Genomic DNA, 16879 nt, shown 5'->3' with positions numbered 1-16879 from the left:
AGCAAAAAGCCAAGAATTGCAGTTCTTGGCTTTTTTGTTTCCCACAGATTTAAACGGAATAAGTGAGAACATTAGTGAATTTTAATCTAAATTTGAAGATGATGAAAGTGACTTGGGGTGCTTAAAAGAAGAAGGTTGTTGGGAATAGGAAATAGTTCATGTAAATCCGTTTTAATTTACTGTAGAATTTGAACTCAAACGTGCAATTTTGTAGTTATAGGATTCTTATGGAAAGGCTTGTTGTAAAAAACTTCCTTCTTTTAAAAGATGTAGACATAGAAATTAAAAAATATAATTTTCTTTTAGGACCACAGGCTAGTGGGAAAAGTATTCTTGCGAAACTTTTATATTTTATTTATTCAGTTCCTGAATTAATAAATGAATCTATTAATGATTGTAAGGATAAGTCTGAGCTAAATAACATTATTATTAATAGATTTGCATCTATTTTTCCTGAAAGATATTGGTCTAGTGATTCTTTTAGTATTGAGTACCAGTTGAATGATTTTTTTATTAATTTAAATAAAAATAAGGAAACATTGGAAGTAAATTTTTCTAGAAAATTTCAGAATGAAATCGATGAGACTTTAAATGAAATATTGTTTTTTTGGAAAAATGGAAGGGGTGGGAGGTTAGATTCTCAAAGTAATATAGATAGTAAAAAAACAATAAGTAATTTTCAGGATTATATTTATGAAAGAATAAGTAAATTGATTTCTGAGTGCGACTTAGATAATAAAAGGGAAACTATTTTTTTGCCATCTTCACGAAGTATATACTCTATGCTCTCAGGAATGACTGCAAAGGGTTCAAATATTTTTGCTTCTGATTTTATACTAAATCAATTTGCTAATGATTATGATTTTGCGAAAAAATTATATTATAATCATTTTAAAATTCCAGATTTTTTAGAAAATGAGGAATTCGAGTCCTTTGAGAAAAGTATTCTAAAAGGAAAGTATGTCTTCACTGGTGATGAAGAATTTTTAAATATAAATGGAAAAAATACAAGTTTAAACAACCTGTCATCTGGTCAACAAGAAGCCTTACCATTGATTGTAATGTTAAAGTATTGTGCAGCTTTAGGTGGAAGTTCTATGTTTATTGAAGAACCTGAGGCACATTTATTTCCCGAATCTCAGGCAAAAATTATGTCTTTATTAACATATTTTGGAAATATGGATTTTCCAAGTTTTAGTTTTTTTATTACAACACATAGCCCATATTTGCTTTCTATACTAAATAATTTCTTATATGGATCGAAATTGATTAAAGAGGGTAAAATTAATATAGATCAATATATCGAGATAACAGGTGGGGCTAGACCAATTAATACGGATGAAGTTAATGCATTTACTCTGGTTGATGGTAATTCATTATCTTTAATGGATGAGGATGGTGTTTTTATTGATTCTAATGTTTTAGATAGTGCTTCTACAATAATTAATGATATGTACGATAAGTTTGTAGATTGTAAACTAGGTTAATGTATTAAACGTAAATTTTAATTTGGGTAGTGGAAATGTTTTCATTGTGGCATAAGTGTACTTGTGGGAAATGTATCTGTAATACACAAGCAATATTTTGTACCGAACAAGAGAATGGTAGAAAATTAACCATTAAAAATAAAGATGGATCACATATTTGCATTATAAAACTAGATGGATGTGCATATCCGAATGGAAACTCAGAATCAAAATGTGATTATATTTTCACGATTGAGTCGGCAGATGGGAAACAAAAAAAGATTCTATTAGTTGAGCTTAAAGGTGGGAATGTGGATGATGCTTATGACCAAATTGAAAAGACAATAGGATTGTGCAAAAAACAAATCAATGGTTTTAAAAAAGAAGCAATTATTGTAGCGAAAAAGTGTCCTAGAGCTGATGATACCAAGGCAAAGAAAAAGAAAGATCTCTTTGCTACTAAGTATAGTACAAAGCTCATGATGAAAACCGATAAATGTGTTATCGATCATTCTTTTGCATAGCACCCTCGGGTGCTTTTGTATTCTTTAAAGAATAACTCTACTTATATTCCTTATGCTTTTACGCATAAACAACTATAAAAATATGCATAAAAGCATAATTTGCCTATAAAATTATAGGTAAAAGCATAATTTTGGCTATAATTGCCTATAATTTATAGCCAAACTTATAGAATTCCTATAAGCCTATTTATATTTTGAGATCGAGCATATAGTGAGTAGAGTTGAGCAAATAGGTTCTCGTTTGTATGGTTCATCTTGGCAAGCACAGATTGCAAATGAACTAAAAAATGCTGATGGAGAAAGCATTGCGCGTCAGACTGTCCAAAGTTGGCATAAGCGAGATACATTGCCACAATGGGCAATTGATCAATTATTTGAGATTGCCAAGCAACGTGAATCAGAGGTAAGGCAAGCAATTGAATTGCTATCGGAAATAAAGGAGCAGTAATTAGCTCTATTGATTATGCAGTCATTTGACTGCATAATGTGTTTATAAGGCCGCAAAAAAGTTGCAGCTATTACCTTGAGGTAGACTATGAACACTGTTGCAAATATCAATAACAAACAAATTTCGGTTATTAATTTTAAATCTATACCAGTTGTTACCTCAGCTATGCTTGCTGATTTGTATGGTTCTGATACAGATAACATCAAACAAAATTATTCTCGAAATAAAGAGCGTTTTATTCAAGACAAGCACTTTTTTAAACTTGAAGGCCCCGAATTAAGAGCTTTTAAGGACTGGGTGACTTTAAGTCACTCAGTTGAAATAAGTAAAAATACCCGAACCTTAATTCTTTGGACAGAACGCGGTGCAGCCCGCCACGCGAAAATGCTCGATACAGACCAAGCATGGGACGTATTCGAACAACTAGAAGACTGCTATTTCCATCGTAAGGAAATCTTGGCGAAAACTCATAAATCAGAACGTGAGCCATTAACCAACGCCGTAAACATGCTCGTGGCTAAAACCAAACATTTAAACTTTAGCGATGCCTACAAACTGGTTCATCAAAGATTCAACGTTCAGCATTTAGAAGACATCCCATTTGATGTCATTCCTGTAGCAGTGGAATATGTGCATCACCTAATTGCTTTATATAGCAACGCAGATAAGAAACAGCAGTTTGATACCAAACATGTAGAGTCATTAGCAAGACATGCGCTGTGGCTGAATCATTGGTGGGCAGAGTTTGGCGGATCAATCCGCAAGATAAGTCCGACTATGGGGCATGGCATACATGACCACTTCACCTTTGCTGCGGAAGACGCCAAACAAATAGTTGGTCGGGAAGTCTATATGCCTATATTTGAATTGGCGCAACGGCATGACTGGCATAAAGGTGGGCTGGGTTATAAGGCTTTATTGGAATGCAGCCTGATTAAGTCTTAGTTTAAAGTCTTGACAGTAATACCAGTTTTGGGGTAATTTTTACCACACTGAATAGTTGTGCAAACACCTAGTTTTTATAGAAAAACTATGCGAACTGTTAAGATATTCTAAACCACCTTTCGAGGTGGTTTTTTTGTGCCTGCAAATAGAGCTACACGTATAAGAGAGGAATCTAGGGAAGAATTTCAGCTCAAATCGTGCCTGAAAGCCGTCCTAGGTGAAAGGGAAAGTGAAGCCGCCATCATTGGCGGTTTTTTTATGCCTGAATTTTAGGAAATAGTTCCACATTTAAGTGTGAGCTTGGGCCGATATAGTGGCCTAGAAAAGCAAAAAGCCCATGACCGCAAATCATGAGCTTTTTAAATCTCAACCCACCGACAAAAGTAAGAGGAGAAACAACTTATGGCAGATTATATCACAGCAATTACAGGATTGATCAATATGGCATCAGGTTTATCAAATGGAATGTTAGTGTACATTTTAATCTTTGCACTACTTTGTATTCTTACATGGAAATTACCAGAGTTAATTAAGGCATTGCGTAAAGAGGATGATTGAAATAGTTAAAGCAAAATAGCACCGCCTTCGGGCGGTTTTTTTATGGAGCATGAAAATGCCAATAGATGAAAAACAGGATCACTACTGTTTTCGGTTGGGTGATTTAAGTGTTGATCCAGCTGAAGACGGAAAAAAGAAGCGTACCTTTTCAGGAATTGCATATAGCGGTGAAGTTATTACGGATCATTGGTATTGGACACGCGTCATCTTTGATTTGGACAGCATGCAAATTAAAGGTCGAATTCCTGCATTACTTGAGCATAGCTCTCGACAACGCGCAGGAGCCATCAATAGCCATACGATTAGCCATCAAGATGGTTTAGTAGTGCAGGGTGATCTGATGAGTAATGAGTTTGGTGCTCAGGTTGCTCAGGATTCTGACGATGGCTTTCCATGGCAGATGTCAGTTCGAATTGAGCCAGCAAAAACCGAGGAGGTGGCTGCCGATCAAACAGTCATCGTGAATGGCAAGACTTTGCAAGGACCAATCACAGTATTCCGTGGTGGTCGTATCCGCGAAGTTTCATTTTGTGCTTTAGGTGCAGATGAAAACACTATGGCTGTGGCTGCAAGCCATAACCCACAAACGTTTAACCCAACCAAAGAGGACACCGACGTGACCGAACTTGAAAAAGAAAAAGCTGCTCGCGAAAAGGCAGAGCAAGAACGTGATGCTGCACAAGCCGAACTTAAAAAGTTCAAAGCCGATAAGCGTGAAGATGACATTAAAAGCTTAGAAACAGCAATGAATAAGCAATTCAGTGCTGAAGAAAAGAAATCCTATACCGAAATGGATGATGCAGCTTTTGCATTTATGGCACAGCAGTTAAAGCAATTCTCTGCAGGTAGCCAGCAACCACCATCTGGTCGGCAACAACAACAGATTCCATCGCAATTCGCACACTTATTTACCCATCAAGCGAATGGAGACCAAGGTGGGCGACAAGGCCAAGACGATCAGCAAGGTACAGCCTTAGACCATGCGTTTAACCAATTTGCTGCGGCACAACAAGGAGCAAAAAATTAATGGACACAATTACTCAAACAATCACAACTACGCAACTTGTAGTCGGTGATGGCGTTCATACGGAAAACGCCAAAGTAAAAACGGCGACTGCATATAAACGCGGTGATTTGTTGAAGGTAGCTACAAACAACCTTGCAGATCACCCCGTAGTAACAGAAGGCGTGGTCGGTGATTGGAATGCCATTGCCAATACAGATATGACTGTAGAGCAGGCTACTTACCATGCAGCCAATGGTCTGGAAATGCCAATTTACGTACAGGGTGCATTTGATATTGCTGTGGTAACTGTGAACGGTACGCCGTTAACGGAAGCTCAATATGATGCGGTACGTGCCCAGGCCTTAATCAATAAAATCGAACTTCGTAAAGTCGTGGGGAAATAATCAATGAGTCAAACTTTTACATTTCAGAATGCACCGGTTGAATTACTGGATGTACCTCAGTTGGTGTTATTAACGGATACCACTCAGAAGGTAGACACGTGGTTAATGGATCGCTTTTTCCCGCAGCGTGTGTCGTATACCAAAAAAGAAGTACCAGTGGGTGAACTAAATACAGCGACACCGCTTGCACCATTTGTAACGCCTACAGCAGCTGGTCGCCAAATTAAAGTCGGTGAGTCTGGTAACGTTAAATTCGTTAAGCCGGCATATTTAAAGCCGATGATGACGGTATTTCCAAGTGATGTGCAAAATACTGCGCTAATCACTCAACTGCGTAAATTTGGTGTGATTGCCACAGGTTCAAACCGTTTAAGTGATGCAGATCTATTGCTGATTGACCAAGCGCAAAAGGCTTTATATCTACGTCAATCGATTGAAAACCGAAAATTGCTGATTGCCCGTGATGTATTGCTATATGGCAAGACGACCTTCGCTTCTGCTGACTTCCCAATGTATGAAGTAGATTATGAGCGTAATGCGGCTTGTACATTTGCTCCATTGATCAAATGGGGGCAATCGGGTGCTACACCGGTAAAAGATATTCAGACCATGATTGATCTATCAGTAGAACATTCAGGTACCTCTCCAGCAATGGCGCTTACAACATCTAAGGTGTACAACACTTTAATCAAAGATCCAGAGTTTAAAGAGAAGTTCATTGCTCCTTATGCGGGTATTAGTGTTCCTTTGACTCCTACCTTTGATCAAATGGATAAACCGCAGTTCCGTGGTACGGTCGACAACATTGAAATTTGGACGTATGACGTTCAACACAGTATTGGTGGCGGTACACCGGAACGATTTATTCCAGAAGACTTCTTTGGACTGATCTCTGATGCTAATGGTTGGATCGCTCACTGTGCTATCCAAAACGTAGAGGCTTTTGGCCAAGCTCTAGAGTTCTATCTAAGCCAATGGCAAGAAAAGAACCCTTCAAGCATTCAAATGCTTGCTGAATCATCTCCACTGGCGATTCCAAACAATAAGAATGGCCTGGTAGGCGGTCGCGGGTTCGTATAAGGAAAATATTATGACGAAGTACATTGCAAAGCAGTCGCTTGGACACTTTCGTCCAGGCCAAGAAATCACAGGGCTTGAAGCTAAACAACTTCAGGCCCTTTTAGCATCTGGGGCGATTGAAGAAGAAAAAGCTCCAGCAGAACCCAAGGCTGATGGTGCAGCCGCACGCTTAGCTGAGCTTGAAAAAGCCAATACTGATCTTCTTACAGCAAATAAGCTGATGACTGATGAAAAGGTCAAATCAGATCAGGAGAATGGTGAGCTTAAAGCGAAGGTTGCAGAGCTTGAAAAAGCATTGGCTGCATCTGACGCTGCCCTGAAAAAAGCAACTACCGAAGCGAAGAAGGCTGCTTCAGAAGCTAAGTAGGTGATCCATGTATGCGACTAAATCTGACTTGGTGGTGCGATTTGGTGATGAGCTAGAACAATTGTTAATGATGCTACCCAATGTCACCGCTGTAGATGATGCCATTCAGGACGCGACAGAGGAAATTAACGGTCACATAGGTGGCCGTTATTCTTTGCCGCTACCTAACGTGCCAAGTAACTTGAAACGTATGGCATGTGATATTGCACGCTATCGCTTGTATTTCCAGCAACCAACGGAAGAAGTCCGAAAGCGCTATGAGGATGCAATCTCATTCTTAAAGCGCGTGGCTGAAAACAAGGCACATTTACAGATCCAGTCTGAGGAATCGGACGAGATTATTGATGATGAGCCTACAAAGAAGCCAAGTACTTTACCTATCGGTAGTACTTATCGTGGTGGGGTATTTGGTGACGATGTCTTAAATATGATGCCTAGCATCAAGTGAGGCAATTATGGCGTTTGCAATCAAGATTGATTCAAATAGTTCAGCAATTGAGGCGGTAATGAGTCAATTGCTGGATATTGATGCTGAAAAAGCTCGACTATATGAAGACATTGGCCTGGCATTAACAACCAGTGTTCAAGAACGATTCATTGGTGGGTTTGATGTTGATGGCAATCCATGGAAGATGTCTTGGCGTGCGCGTATGCAAAGTGGTGAAACGCTACGTGATACTGGGCGTTTGATGAATTCTTACACATACAACGTTCTTTCGAATGGTGTTGAGGTAGGTACAAACGTCTTTTATGCGCCATACCTTCACTTCGGTGCTACGATTCTGCCAAAGACAAGCCAATACATTACCTTTGCTGTTGGTAGTCATTACAGAAAAGTAAAACAGGTGGTTAATCCTCCAAGGACACAATTAGGTATCAATTCTGCAGATGAAGAAATGATCCTAAATATCGTAGGAAGTTTTATAGATGAGTACCTTCTTCGCGGTACGTGATGAGATTGCAGAAAAACTGAAAGAAATTTCAGAATTTAAGCAGATTTATACCCCGCTAAATTCAGTAGTGGTCACAGAAATGTCGCAGGTCACTCCATCGGCGCATATCAACTTTGTACGCATAGACAAGAAAGCAAGCGCAGGTAAAGGGGGGATTAATCAGATTGGTCAGCAGTGGGCGGTGACTGTGGCGTGTCGCAATGCCCAGTCACAGAAGAATGATGGTCGAGCAGTTAGCGATGAAGCGGGGCTTTTAACTGAAAAAGTAATTCAGCTTCTTTCAGGTTGGAAGCCGCAGTCTTCTCGCAATGAATTAGACCTGATTTCTGTGCGTGATGGTTATAGTCCTGGGTTTGCATACATCACTATTATTTTTGAATCACAAAAATTTATTTAGGAGCCATTCATGGCAAAACAATATAAAGCCCAGCAACCCGTCGGGCGTTTTTCTGCCGGCGAGATTGTTGGTGGGCTGACAGAGAATCAAATCAGCAAATTACTCGCAGATAAAATCATTGAAGAAGTGAAGCCATCTGCTCCAAATAAACCCGCTAAAGAGGTAAAAGCCGATGGCTAAAAATTATATTTCACTCCAAGGTAAATTCTATTTATCTGAGATTGCAAATGGTGTTGCAGGTGCGATGCGCCATATTGGTAACGTGCCTGAATTTGAGCTTGAAATTACAACTGATCAGGTTGAGCACACAGAAAGCACATCCGGTCAGCGTACAACAGACTTTGTGCTTACAAAGACCACTGGTGTGAACTTTTCAGGACAACTTGAAGAAGTGGATGATGCCAACCTTCAGTACATCCTTTCTGGTATGAAGTCAGAAGTTGCTAGCGATACAGTGACGGATCAAGCACTGGGTACCGTGAAAGTCGGTGAAGAAATTAAGCTCAACGGCTATAGCCTTACAACAGTTTCGTTTAAAGCTGGATCTGCAGCTATTGATGAATCGAAATATGAGCTTGATGCTGTGTTTGGTACCGTGATTTTTAAAGAAACGATTGCAGAGCCAGTCACAGCCACTTACACCACTGGTGCAGTAAGTCACACCACCATTGCGAGTGATTTCAATAAAGAATATGAATTGTTCTTTAAAGGGATTAACACTGCAACTGGAGACAGTATGGCCATTCGTTTATGGCGTACTAAAAAATCACCAGAAACTACATTCCCATTAATTCATGAAGACCTTGGCCAATATGAAATTTCAGGTCAAGCCTTATCTGATGTGACCAAAGGAACGGATGCAACACTCGGTCTATATGGCCACGTTGTGACAATTCCGAAAGCTTAAACCTATTCAGGCACAAAGAACTCCACGGCGCATAAGCGTCTTTTTTTGTGCCTGAATTTTGAGATTCAATCATGAATGATTTCTTTTTAGCGAATAATCGCTCGATCACAATTAAAGTGCTTGGCAATGATGTGGAAGTGAAGCAGCTGCAGATGCAAAACTTTGATATCTGGTCACCGATTGCATCAGTTATTCGTGACAGACTAAAGCAAAGTGATTATTCAGATTTAATCGGCGCAGGCCTGGTTAAAGATTATGGCGCGCATGTATTTCAACTTTGCTCAATGTGTACAAACACTGAAATAGAGACGCTATTAGATCTCGCTGAATCAGATCCGTTGGAGTTTAGCCATCTTCTTAAACATGTGATCGAAGTAAATGGTGCGTATTTCAAAGAGGCCATTAAGCCAGGCCCTAAAATACATAAAAAGAAAGGTAGTGTTGAACAAACTTGGTTTGATTCATTCCAGTACTTGATAGCGTATGGCCATAGACATGAAGATATTCTGCAAATGACCTATGGGGCTTTTGTTAGCTACTTAAAGGCGGCTGAAAAGTATCAACGCAGCCGAGGAAAGTTTGATTCGAACATTATTCGGGTAGCGCACCATGCAGATAAAAAAGGATTTACAACGTTCCAAGATGAGCTAAGTAAACATTGAGGTAAGTTACTATTTTCACTTAATATGTGATCAATAATTATATTGAGGGTGTAGTGTGAAAAAGTTAGTTTTGATTTTGGCATTATTTATGTCAGCGCAAGCATTTGCTGTAGATATGAGAGCACTGCGTGGTAGCAATGGCTTTGTTGAGCTTGGCAACTCAGAAGCAAAACTCAAGGATGTACTTGGACAACCTGAGTCCGTAGATACTCGTGTAGTGCATGATCGTAATGGCTGGCCTCATAAAGGCATTATCTATACATACAAAGTGGATGGCCAGCTATACACAATTACCATTATTGGTGGCAATGTTTTTAAGATTAATTGGGAGCGCTGAAGGCTCAGTTTTTAGAAAATTCAATTAATTAAAAGTATCAATGTATATCTTTTGTTTAATTAAATGAGTATCTTATTCCGCTGTTTAAGAGGGAATAATGATGAAAAAAACTTTGGGTCTTTCTTTTTTAAGTTTTATATTAGTGGCTTGTGGTGGAGGTGGAGGCGGGTCTTACGACACATCTCCAGACGGTGGAACAGCGGGGAGTGGTGTTAATAATTCAAGCTTTGATAGTTTTACTCAATTTAATTGGGGTTCCGTACAATTTAAGACAGGCTTTGTAGAAATTATAAAAAATGCCCGCAATTCAGATATCTTGTATACGAATTATAAGAAATTAGAACCATCAAATGTTGAATTATATAAACGCCCAATTCTTAGTAAAGATGGGTTATATGAGCCAGATCAAACTAATTACCCTTTGGGATATCGGACTTATAAGATAAATAGTGTTTCGAAAGATGGTAATACTTTCAATAAAACACCATATACATTAAAAGGACTGAATCAGTTTAAAATTCAAGAAACTGGTGAATGGATAGCATTGGATAATGTGGTGATCAGCGAAAGAACGGCTGTTTACTGGAATATTCTTGCTAAAGAATATCCTAATAGTGTTTGGTTTAATTCAGGTGAATTAGGGAAACAGTTCAAAAATTTCTTGGCTTCAAGTAATGTGACTAAGTTCCCAACAGGCTCAAAATGTTTTAAGTCATCAAAGACTACTTATTCTTTACCCTATTTTGTCATTACTAATTTAGATGCGAAACCTTATATCAATGGTCAATTTATTAGTACTTTTGATCAATTCTTGAAAGTGCTTGGTTCAAATAAAGTTTCAGGAAATTGGGGTGGAACACCATGGGCTTATCAAAAAATGTATGATGGCTCTGAATATTATGCAGCAATTATTTATGCAAATATAAATAATAAATTAAGTGAAGGGTTTTGGGATAAATCTCCTAATATTACATTGGAGAGTAGATTGAAGGAATACACTAATCTACTTAATCAACCGTATGTAAGCTTGGAGGATAAAATATCTTTTAACGCAGGAATCGAAGAAGTCAATAAAGAGTGTACGTATTATAATGATATTGCTGCGAATACAATTGAAACGTTGATTATCCAAAGTTCTGAAAATTAATTCTATTAAATTCAATATTAAGAAACCCGCTAATTGCGGGTTTTTTAATGCCTAAATTTTGAGGTTCGCTATGTCCGGAAAAAATCTAACGTTCAAACTTATTCTTGATGGAGATAGCAAAGGCCTGATATCCGCCGCAAAGCAGTCGGAAGATGTGACGAAAAAACTGTTTGATTCAATTAAGTCTGAATCCGAAAAAATTAAACAAGCTGCCGAAGCAGCATCTAGCCAAGTTGGAAATATCATCCCAAAGGGCACGACTGAATTAGCTGATAAATTAACTCAATCTCTAACAGCTGCAACTGGAATCATTCAGGATGCGGGGGATAATGCTAAATCCACAGCAGGTAATTTTACTGATTTTGGGAATAAGGCTGAAAAAGCATTAGGTCAATTAAAAAGTGACTTGACCGAAGCTAAGCGAAATTTAGAGGCATTCTCCAAAACAAATGCATCACCAGCCGATATTGAAGTCGCACAGCGGCAAGTCGATCAACTTGAAAAAGAAGTTCAGCAAGCAGACCAAGCATTTAACGGTTTTCACGCTGAAGTTGGCAGGGCAAATAATAATTTAAAAGAAACTGATAATGCTGCTCAAACCGCTCAGAAAGGTATTGCTGGACTTAAGACTGGGTATACGGCTCTTGTTGGTGCTATGGCTGCTCTTGGCATTGGTCTTGGCATTAAAGAATTAGCAGAAGTAGCGGACTCATATACAAATCTATCAGCACGGATCAACATTGCGACAAGTGAAGGAGGTAATTTTACCCAGGCCATGGCGGGTGTTCATCAAGTCGCATTGATGACAAATACAAGCCTTGACGCCACAGCTGGCCTATTCACGAAAGTGAATGACGTTGGCAAGCAAATGGGAATGACCCAGCAACAAACATTAGATCTCACAAAAACCATCAATATGGCCATCCAAACAGGTGGTGGATCTGCTGCTTCGGCTGATGCTGCAATCACTCAGCTTACACAGGCCTTGCAATCTGGTGTACTTCGCGGTGACGAGTTCAACTCGATCATGGAACAAGCGCCAGGGATTTCCAAAGCCTTGGCTCAGTCACTTGGTGTGACCACCAGTGAATTGCGTAAGATGGCAGAGAATGGTGAGTTAACTGCGGAGAAGGTTATTAATGGCCTTCATAAACAATCTGCGGCTATTGAGGCGGATTACGCGAAATTTCCGACAACTATTGGAAATGCATTACAGCGTATTTCGACACAATGGCAAATTTTGATTGGTACCATGGATCAGGCGAACGGGGCATCAGCAACTGTAGCGCAATGGTTGGTAACTCTTGCTGATAATATGGGTATTGTTGAAATACTACTTAATGATGTTGGCTCTGGTTTTGTTTGGATTGGTGATCAGCTTTCATATATTGATGTATCTATTTTTGAAAGTCTTAAATCTGCGCTATCAAGTGCTTACGATGCAATCAAAGAGGTAGTTGTAGTTACTGCTGATTTGAGTAAAACAATTACAGAAATATTAAGTACATCGCTAACCAATGTTTTATCTGTCCTTTCATCATTTACAGGTGAAGCAACAGCAGCAGGAGAGCAAGTTAGTTTCCTTGAGCGAATACTTCAAGGGCTATCCATTACGTTTGGTTTTATTGCGGATGGCGTAACAGCAATAAAAATCGGTGTAAATCTCCTAGCAGGAGCATTCTTCGACTTAGCATCAGCAGCGAATAGTGTCTTATCGGCAGTCACATGGGGTGATGTTAGTAAGCAATTTGCATCAAATGCAGATTTGATGAAAAGCAAGGCTAAAGAATATTACGCTGAGGCTGATAAGGATGCGGTTGCCTTTGAATCTAAGGGTTTGCAGCGGTTAGAGGAAGCTGCGCAAACCCAAGAAGAGAAGAATGCACAAACATTACTTGAGGCGAAGAGCTTAGTTGACCAGTTGCTCTTGGAAGGCCAGCGTGAACTCGATGGGAAGAAGGTAACTGAACAAGAAAAGTTAGATGCTGTTCAAGCCTATGCAAAAGCCGCGATTGCAGCCAATAACGATGCAATGGATGGTGTAATGCAAGCTGATCTGATGACGAAGGGTTACATCGTCACTTTGGATGAAGCTGGGAAAGTTGCTATTCAAACTTGGGATGCAAATGCTACAGGTGCCGAAAAGGCAGCACTGTCAGCAGATAAAGCACGTAAAGCTGCGGCGACATTAAAACTTGATCTATATGAGCTAAAGAATGGTGTTACCGAAGCATTTAATAGTAATGCAAAAGTTCTAAATGATTTTGCTAATAATGTTGAAGCTTTAGGTTTAAAAGGAGAAGCCGCTGGTGAGGCAGTATATCAAGCCTGGTTAAAGTGGCTTGAAACAGCTCAAAGCCAAAATGAAGTAGATCTAGCAATATCAAAACTTCAGGAGTTTGGTAAAACAGGGCAGATGTCTGCGAAACAAGTTGAACTTGGTATGCTGGCAGTACGCCAAGTAGTATCCCATTTACCTGCAGACTTAGACCCAGTAGAACAAGCTTTTGAACGCCTTGGGATTAAAACAAAAGAGCAGCTTAAGCTTGCAGCACAGAGTGCCTTAGCAGATTTCAATACTATTCAATCAAGTGGTAAAGCTACAGCTGAGAGCTTGCGACAAGCATATGAGAGAACTATGCAAGCTGCAGCGGCATCAGGTGATCAGGCAGTCATTGCTGCAACTCAAGCCAAAGCAGCTTCACTTGGCCTAGAAGTACAAATTGATTCATCAGGTAAAGCATCAGTTAAAAGCTATGGTGAGCTTGAAGAATCAATTCATCGTGTACGCCGTGCTTCTAGTAGTGCTGAAGATGGATTCCGTAACCTTGGCCAAACTGGTCGTGACGAGGCTGATTCTGTTAAGAGCGCATGGGAAGAAGCGGTTGGTGCGGCATCGAGTGGAATGCATGAGACTCGAAAAGGTACCAAAGGCAAGATGGCTAAAAATGTCGAGGATATCGAAGCTGAGCTTAAGGGCATGGGATATTCAGATGCGGCTGCTAAACAGCATGCGAAGGATATCTATGAAGGGACTAAGGGTGTAAATGGCTACAAGTCGTCAGGCTTTGGCTTCTTCGGTGGCTTAAGCAACGTGGAGCAAGTGAATGCAGAGTTGGAGCGTATGCAGCAATATGCGCCTAATAATGTGTCGACCAAGGCCAGTGGCTTAGGATCTTCATCAAAGAGTATTTCATATGAACTCAAACTAGGTAATGAAACAGTGCAACTAACAGGATCGTCTGAGAGTCAATCAAGCCTTGAGGCGATGCTTAAACAGTTGGGTACATTGAGTAAATCAACATGAAAATAAAACGCATCTCAACATCGGAAACCGTCTCAATTGAAGACGGTTTTTTTTGGTCTGATGAATTTAGCTGGAAAGCCAAAGAGCAATCTTTGGAATATGCCATGGATGGAACGCCGAATATTCAGGAAGGTACAAAGCTCTCAGGCCGGCCAATTACGTTACAGCCTGCAGACAGTGGCATGGGATGGGCTTCATTAGGTGTCGTTCGTAAGTTGCAGGCCTGGTCAGTTCTAAATGAAAAATTTGAACTGCAATTTGAGTGGGCACATGACACACGTACTTTTAACGTGGTTTTCAATCATGTTGATGGTGCTTTAGAGGCAACACCTGTGAAAGGCATTCCACCTGTATCACTTGATGATCCTATGAATTTAACGCTCAGATTTTGGAGTGAGTAATGCCAATTGAAACCAAAGATTTAGTGATCTATCACGCTGAGCGTGACACCGATAATGCCGATGGTGGCGGGAAATATAATGGCCAGATTGTAGCAGACGGTTTAAGTAATAATTTGTTCAATGACATTTCTGAGCTGGATCGTACAGTCGGTGATGTATCGATGCGTAAGATCTTCCCAGCTGTCACAACGAATGACACTGACTTACTCATGGGGGCAACAGTCTTTGTATCTGAGCTACCTAAAGATCCAAACGTATCAGCACTGCTATTTAGCACTGAGTCATGGACTGATGAACGCCAGGCCGCACAAAACCGAGTTGAAAATTACTTGGCTAAAGGTGGCCAGATTGTTGGTACACCGTTAGATACACATTGGCAAGGTATGTCATCACTGCAAGTCGTGATGTTTCCACAAGAAACTGAATCCAGTGTCGGTGATACGATCGTGTTGATTTCAGATGAAGGAAAAGCACTTCAATTTGAACAGTATGTGCGGATTACTAAGGTTGATACCCGCACAGCAGTGATGGTTGTTGATGGTAAACCAGTTGAATACAAAGTTGCGACTTATCAAATCAACGATCCGTTAGAGCGTGATTTTGTGGGTCTGTCGGCGCGTCAGTGGTATGCAGGTAATACACAGTCTAAAACTATTCTTCGCGATACACTTGTTGCTGATACTGGTTTGTATTATTCATCTACTCAATTGGCATCTGATGCAAACTTGGGTGAATATACCGTAAACGCTGATTCCATGTTTACTCAATTGATTCCATCTGCTCAAAGTGAAACACCGATCATTGATGTCAATGCTGCAGGTGAAAGTGTTGTGTTGGTGCCGGGTAGCGATGGATTGATTACAGTGAACTATGCATCACAAGTCGTGAGTGAAAGTCAGAACTTATATATCGGCTCTGCAGTCATGCCAAGTTCTGTGTCATTTACCATGCAGGGCCAATCTATTACAGACCAAGGTGGATTGCTCAAGAACTCGCTTGGTACGCAGGTCGGTACGATCGACTATCAGCGAGGTCTAGTGAAATGGACCTCTGCTGCACCAACCGGCACCATGAGTTTAAACATTGCGTTTAAGCCGGCTGCCGCACCGAACCAATATTACCAAAGCAGTGCTATTCCAGTGACTCAAAACAATCAAAGTACCAATTGGTCGGGCGTATTGATTCCGATCCCTGCACCCGGCGCATTGTCTATTTCTTACATGGCTCAGGGTAAGTTTTACGAGCTTAAGGATGATGGATCTGGACAGTTAAAAGCAGCAAATAGCTCCTTTGGTTCAGGCATGATCAATTACGAGACAGGATCATGGCTTTTAACTGCAGGCGCATTGCCTGATGTAGATAGTGTAATTCTGCTGAATTGGGGTACACCGATTGTCACGTTTGTACGCTCAAATTTGAGTGTTGAAAAAGCTGCCTTTGAGTTTGATCTAGGACATCCAGGGGTATTACCGGGCGTGACGATTAATTGGTTGCTTGAAGGGGAAGCCAAAACAGCAACATCCAATGCTCAAGGAAAATTTACTGGTGATGCTACGGGCTCTATTAATTATGCATTAGGCACAGGCAAGATCATCCCAAATAAGTTACCGCAGAAATCGACAACTTTTAATGTGATCTATAACTTCGGTACTTCGCTTACACAAACCAAGAATGATGTTACCCCAGACTCCAGTCAAAAGTTGGTATTCACAATTGGTACAGGTTCAGCCATTCAGCCGAATAGTGTTGAGTTGGTAATTCCTGTATCTACTGAGACAGGAAACTTTGCAACCAATGTCTTGCTGACGGATGTACCGGTGACTAGTTCATCGGGGAATTTAGTGAATAGTCATGGTGCAGTTCAAGGTTCAATTAGCTATTCAACTGGCTTATGCGAAGTCACACCAGAAACGGTTTACAAGCAATTTATTACTAAATTTGAAGCAGCAGTTACTTATGGTACCGCTTAG

20 protein-coding genes are annotated in these 16879 nt (G+C 40.1%); all 20 read left to right on the top strand.

Annotation, left to right across the window (positions count from 1 at the left end; genetic code table 11):
• Positions 1–227: 227 nt before the first annotated feature.
• Positions 228–1487: an AAA family ATPase gene (locus M5F03_RS02440; RefSeq protein WP_249706346.1), complete on the top strand. Its 1260-nt coding sequence runs from the start codon at positions 228–230 to the stop codon at positions 1485–1487.
• Between the two features lie 35 nt (positions 1488–1522).
• Positions 1523–1990: a hypothetical protein gene (locus tag M5F03_RS02435; protein ID WP_249706344.1), complete on the top strand. Its 468-nt coding sequence runs from the start codon at positions 1523–1525 to the stop codon at positions 1988–1990.
• Positions 1991–2201: 211 nt separating this feature from the next.
• Positions 2202–2438: a hypothetical protein gene (locus tag M5F03_RS02430; protein WP_249706343.1), complete on the top strand. Its 237-nt coding sequence runs from the start codon at positions 2202–2204 to the stop codon at positions 2436–2438.
• Between the two features lie 87 nt (positions 2439–2525).
• Positions 2526–3383: an ORF6N domain-containing protein gene (locus M5F03_RS02425; RefSeq protein WP_249706342.1), complete on the top strand. Its 858-nt coding sequence runs from the start codon at positions 2526–2528 to the stop codon at positions 3381–3383.
• Between the two features lie 402 nt (positions 3384–3785).
• Positions 3786–3941 (top strand): hypothetical protein, encoded by a 156-nt coding sequence (locus M5F03_RS02420; protein WP_249706341.1) that lies wholly within the window; start codon positions 3786–3788, stop codon positions 3939–3941.
• Positions 3942–3996: 55 nt separating this feature from the next.
• On the top strand, positions 3997–4968 hold the full coding sequence (locus M5F03_RS02415; protein WP_249706339.1) for a YkyA family protein: 972 nt from the start codon (positions 3997–3999) through the stop codon (positions 4966–4968).
• Positions 4968–5351, top strand: a complete 384-nt coding sequence (locus M5F03_RS02410) for a hypothetical protein (RefSeq protein WP_249706337.1) — start codon at positions 4968–4970, stop codon at positions 5349–5351. Before M5F03_RS02415 ends, M5F03_RS02410 begins: the two co-directional genes overlap by 1 nt.
• 3 nt (positions 5352–5354) lie before the next feature.
• Positions 5355–6431: a major capsid protein gene (locus M5F03_RS02405; RefSeq protein WP_249706335.1), complete on the top strand. Its 1077-nt coding sequence runs from the start codon at positions 5355–5357 to the stop codon at positions 6429–6431.
• A 10-nt stretch (positions 6432–6441) separates the two neighbouring features.
• Positions 6442–6798 (top strand): hypothetical protein, encoded by a 357-nt coding sequence (locus M5F03_RS02400; RefSeq protein ID WP_249680255.1) that lies wholly within the window; start codon positions 6442–6444, stop codon positions 6796–6798.
• Positions 6799–6805: 7 nt separating this feature from the next.
• Entirely contained in the window at positions 6806–7246 is a 441-nt protein-coding gene (locus tag M5F03_RS02395) for a gp436 family protein (RefSeq protein ID WP_180005170.1), read from the top strand.
• Positions 7247–7253: 7 nt separating this feature from the next.
• A complete protein-coding gene (locus M5F03_RS02390; RefSeq protein WP_249706326.1) occupies positions 7254–7751 on the top strand; it encodes a phage virion morphogenesis protein in 498 nt (165 codons plus the stop codon).
• On the top strand, positions 7726–8148 hold the full coding sequence (locus M5F03_RS02385; protein WP_168377672.1) for a phage tail terminator protein: 423 nt from the start codon (positions 7726–7728) through the stop codon (positions 8146–8148). The genes M5F03_RS02390 and M5F03_RS02385 overlap by 26 nt, the downstream gene beginning before the upstream one ends.
• Positions 8149–8157: 9 nt before the next feature.
• Positions 8158–8328, top strand: coding sequence for a hypothetical protein (locus M5F03_RS02380; protein ID WP_249706324.1), 171 nt, complete (start codon positions 8158–8160; stop codon positions 8326–8328).
• Complete coding sequence (locus M5F03_RS02375) at positions 8321–9055, top strand: phage tail tube protein (RefSeq protein ID WP_180128166.1); 735 nt, start codon at positions 8321–8323, stop codon at positions 9053–9055. Before M5F03_RS02380 ends, M5F03_RS02375 begins: the two co-directional genes overlap by 8 nt.
• 71 nt (positions 9056–9126) lie before the next feature.
• Entirely contained in the window at positions 9127–9717 is a 591-nt protein-coding gene (locus M5F03_RS02370) for a hypothetical protein (RefSeq protein WP_249706322.1), read from the top strand.
• A 55-nt stretch (positions 9718–9772) separates the two neighbouring features.
• The gene (locus M5F03_RS02365; RefSeq protein ID WP_078193403.1) at positions 9773–10054 is read left to right on the top strand and encodes a hypothetical protein; all 282 of its coding nucleotides are present in this window, start codon (positions 9773–9775) and stop codon (positions 10052–10054) included.
• Between the two features lie 97 nt (positions 10055–10151).
• On the top strand, positions 10152–11201 hold the full coding sequence (locus M5F03_RS02360; protein WP_249706321.1) for a hypothetical protein: 1050 nt from the start codon (positions 10152–10154) through the stop codon (positions 11199–11201).
• Between the two features lie 70 nt (positions 11202–11271).
• The gene (locus M5F03_RS02355; RefSeq protein ID WP_249706319.1) at positions 11272–14508 is read left to right on the top strand and encodes a tape measure protein; all 3237 of its coding nucleotides are present in this window, start codon (positions 11272–11274) and stop codon (positions 14506–14508) included.
• A complete protein-coding gene (locus M5F03_RS02350) occupies positions 14505–14909 on the top strand; it encodes a hypothetical protein (RefSeq protein WP_249706317.1) in 405 nt (134 codons plus the stop codon). The genes M5F03_RS02355 and M5F03_RS02350 overlap by 4 nt, the downstream gene beginning before the upstream one ends.
• Positions 14909–16879, top strand: a complete 1971-nt coding sequence (locus tag M5F03_RS02345; protein WP_249706315.1) for a hypothetical protein — start codon at positions 14909–14911, stop codon at positions 16877–16879. Before M5F03_RS02350 ends, M5F03_RS02345 begins: the two co-directional genes overlap by 1 nt.

It is taken from the genome of Acinetobacter amyesii (assembly GCF_023499985.1).
Taxonomy (GTDB): Bacteria; Pseudomonadota; Gammaproteobacteria; order Pseudomonadales; family Moraxellaceae; genus Acinetobacter; species Acinetobacter amyesii.
Note: the sequence above shows the minus strand (reverse complement) of the source record. Positions and strands in the feature narration are given on the sequence as shown.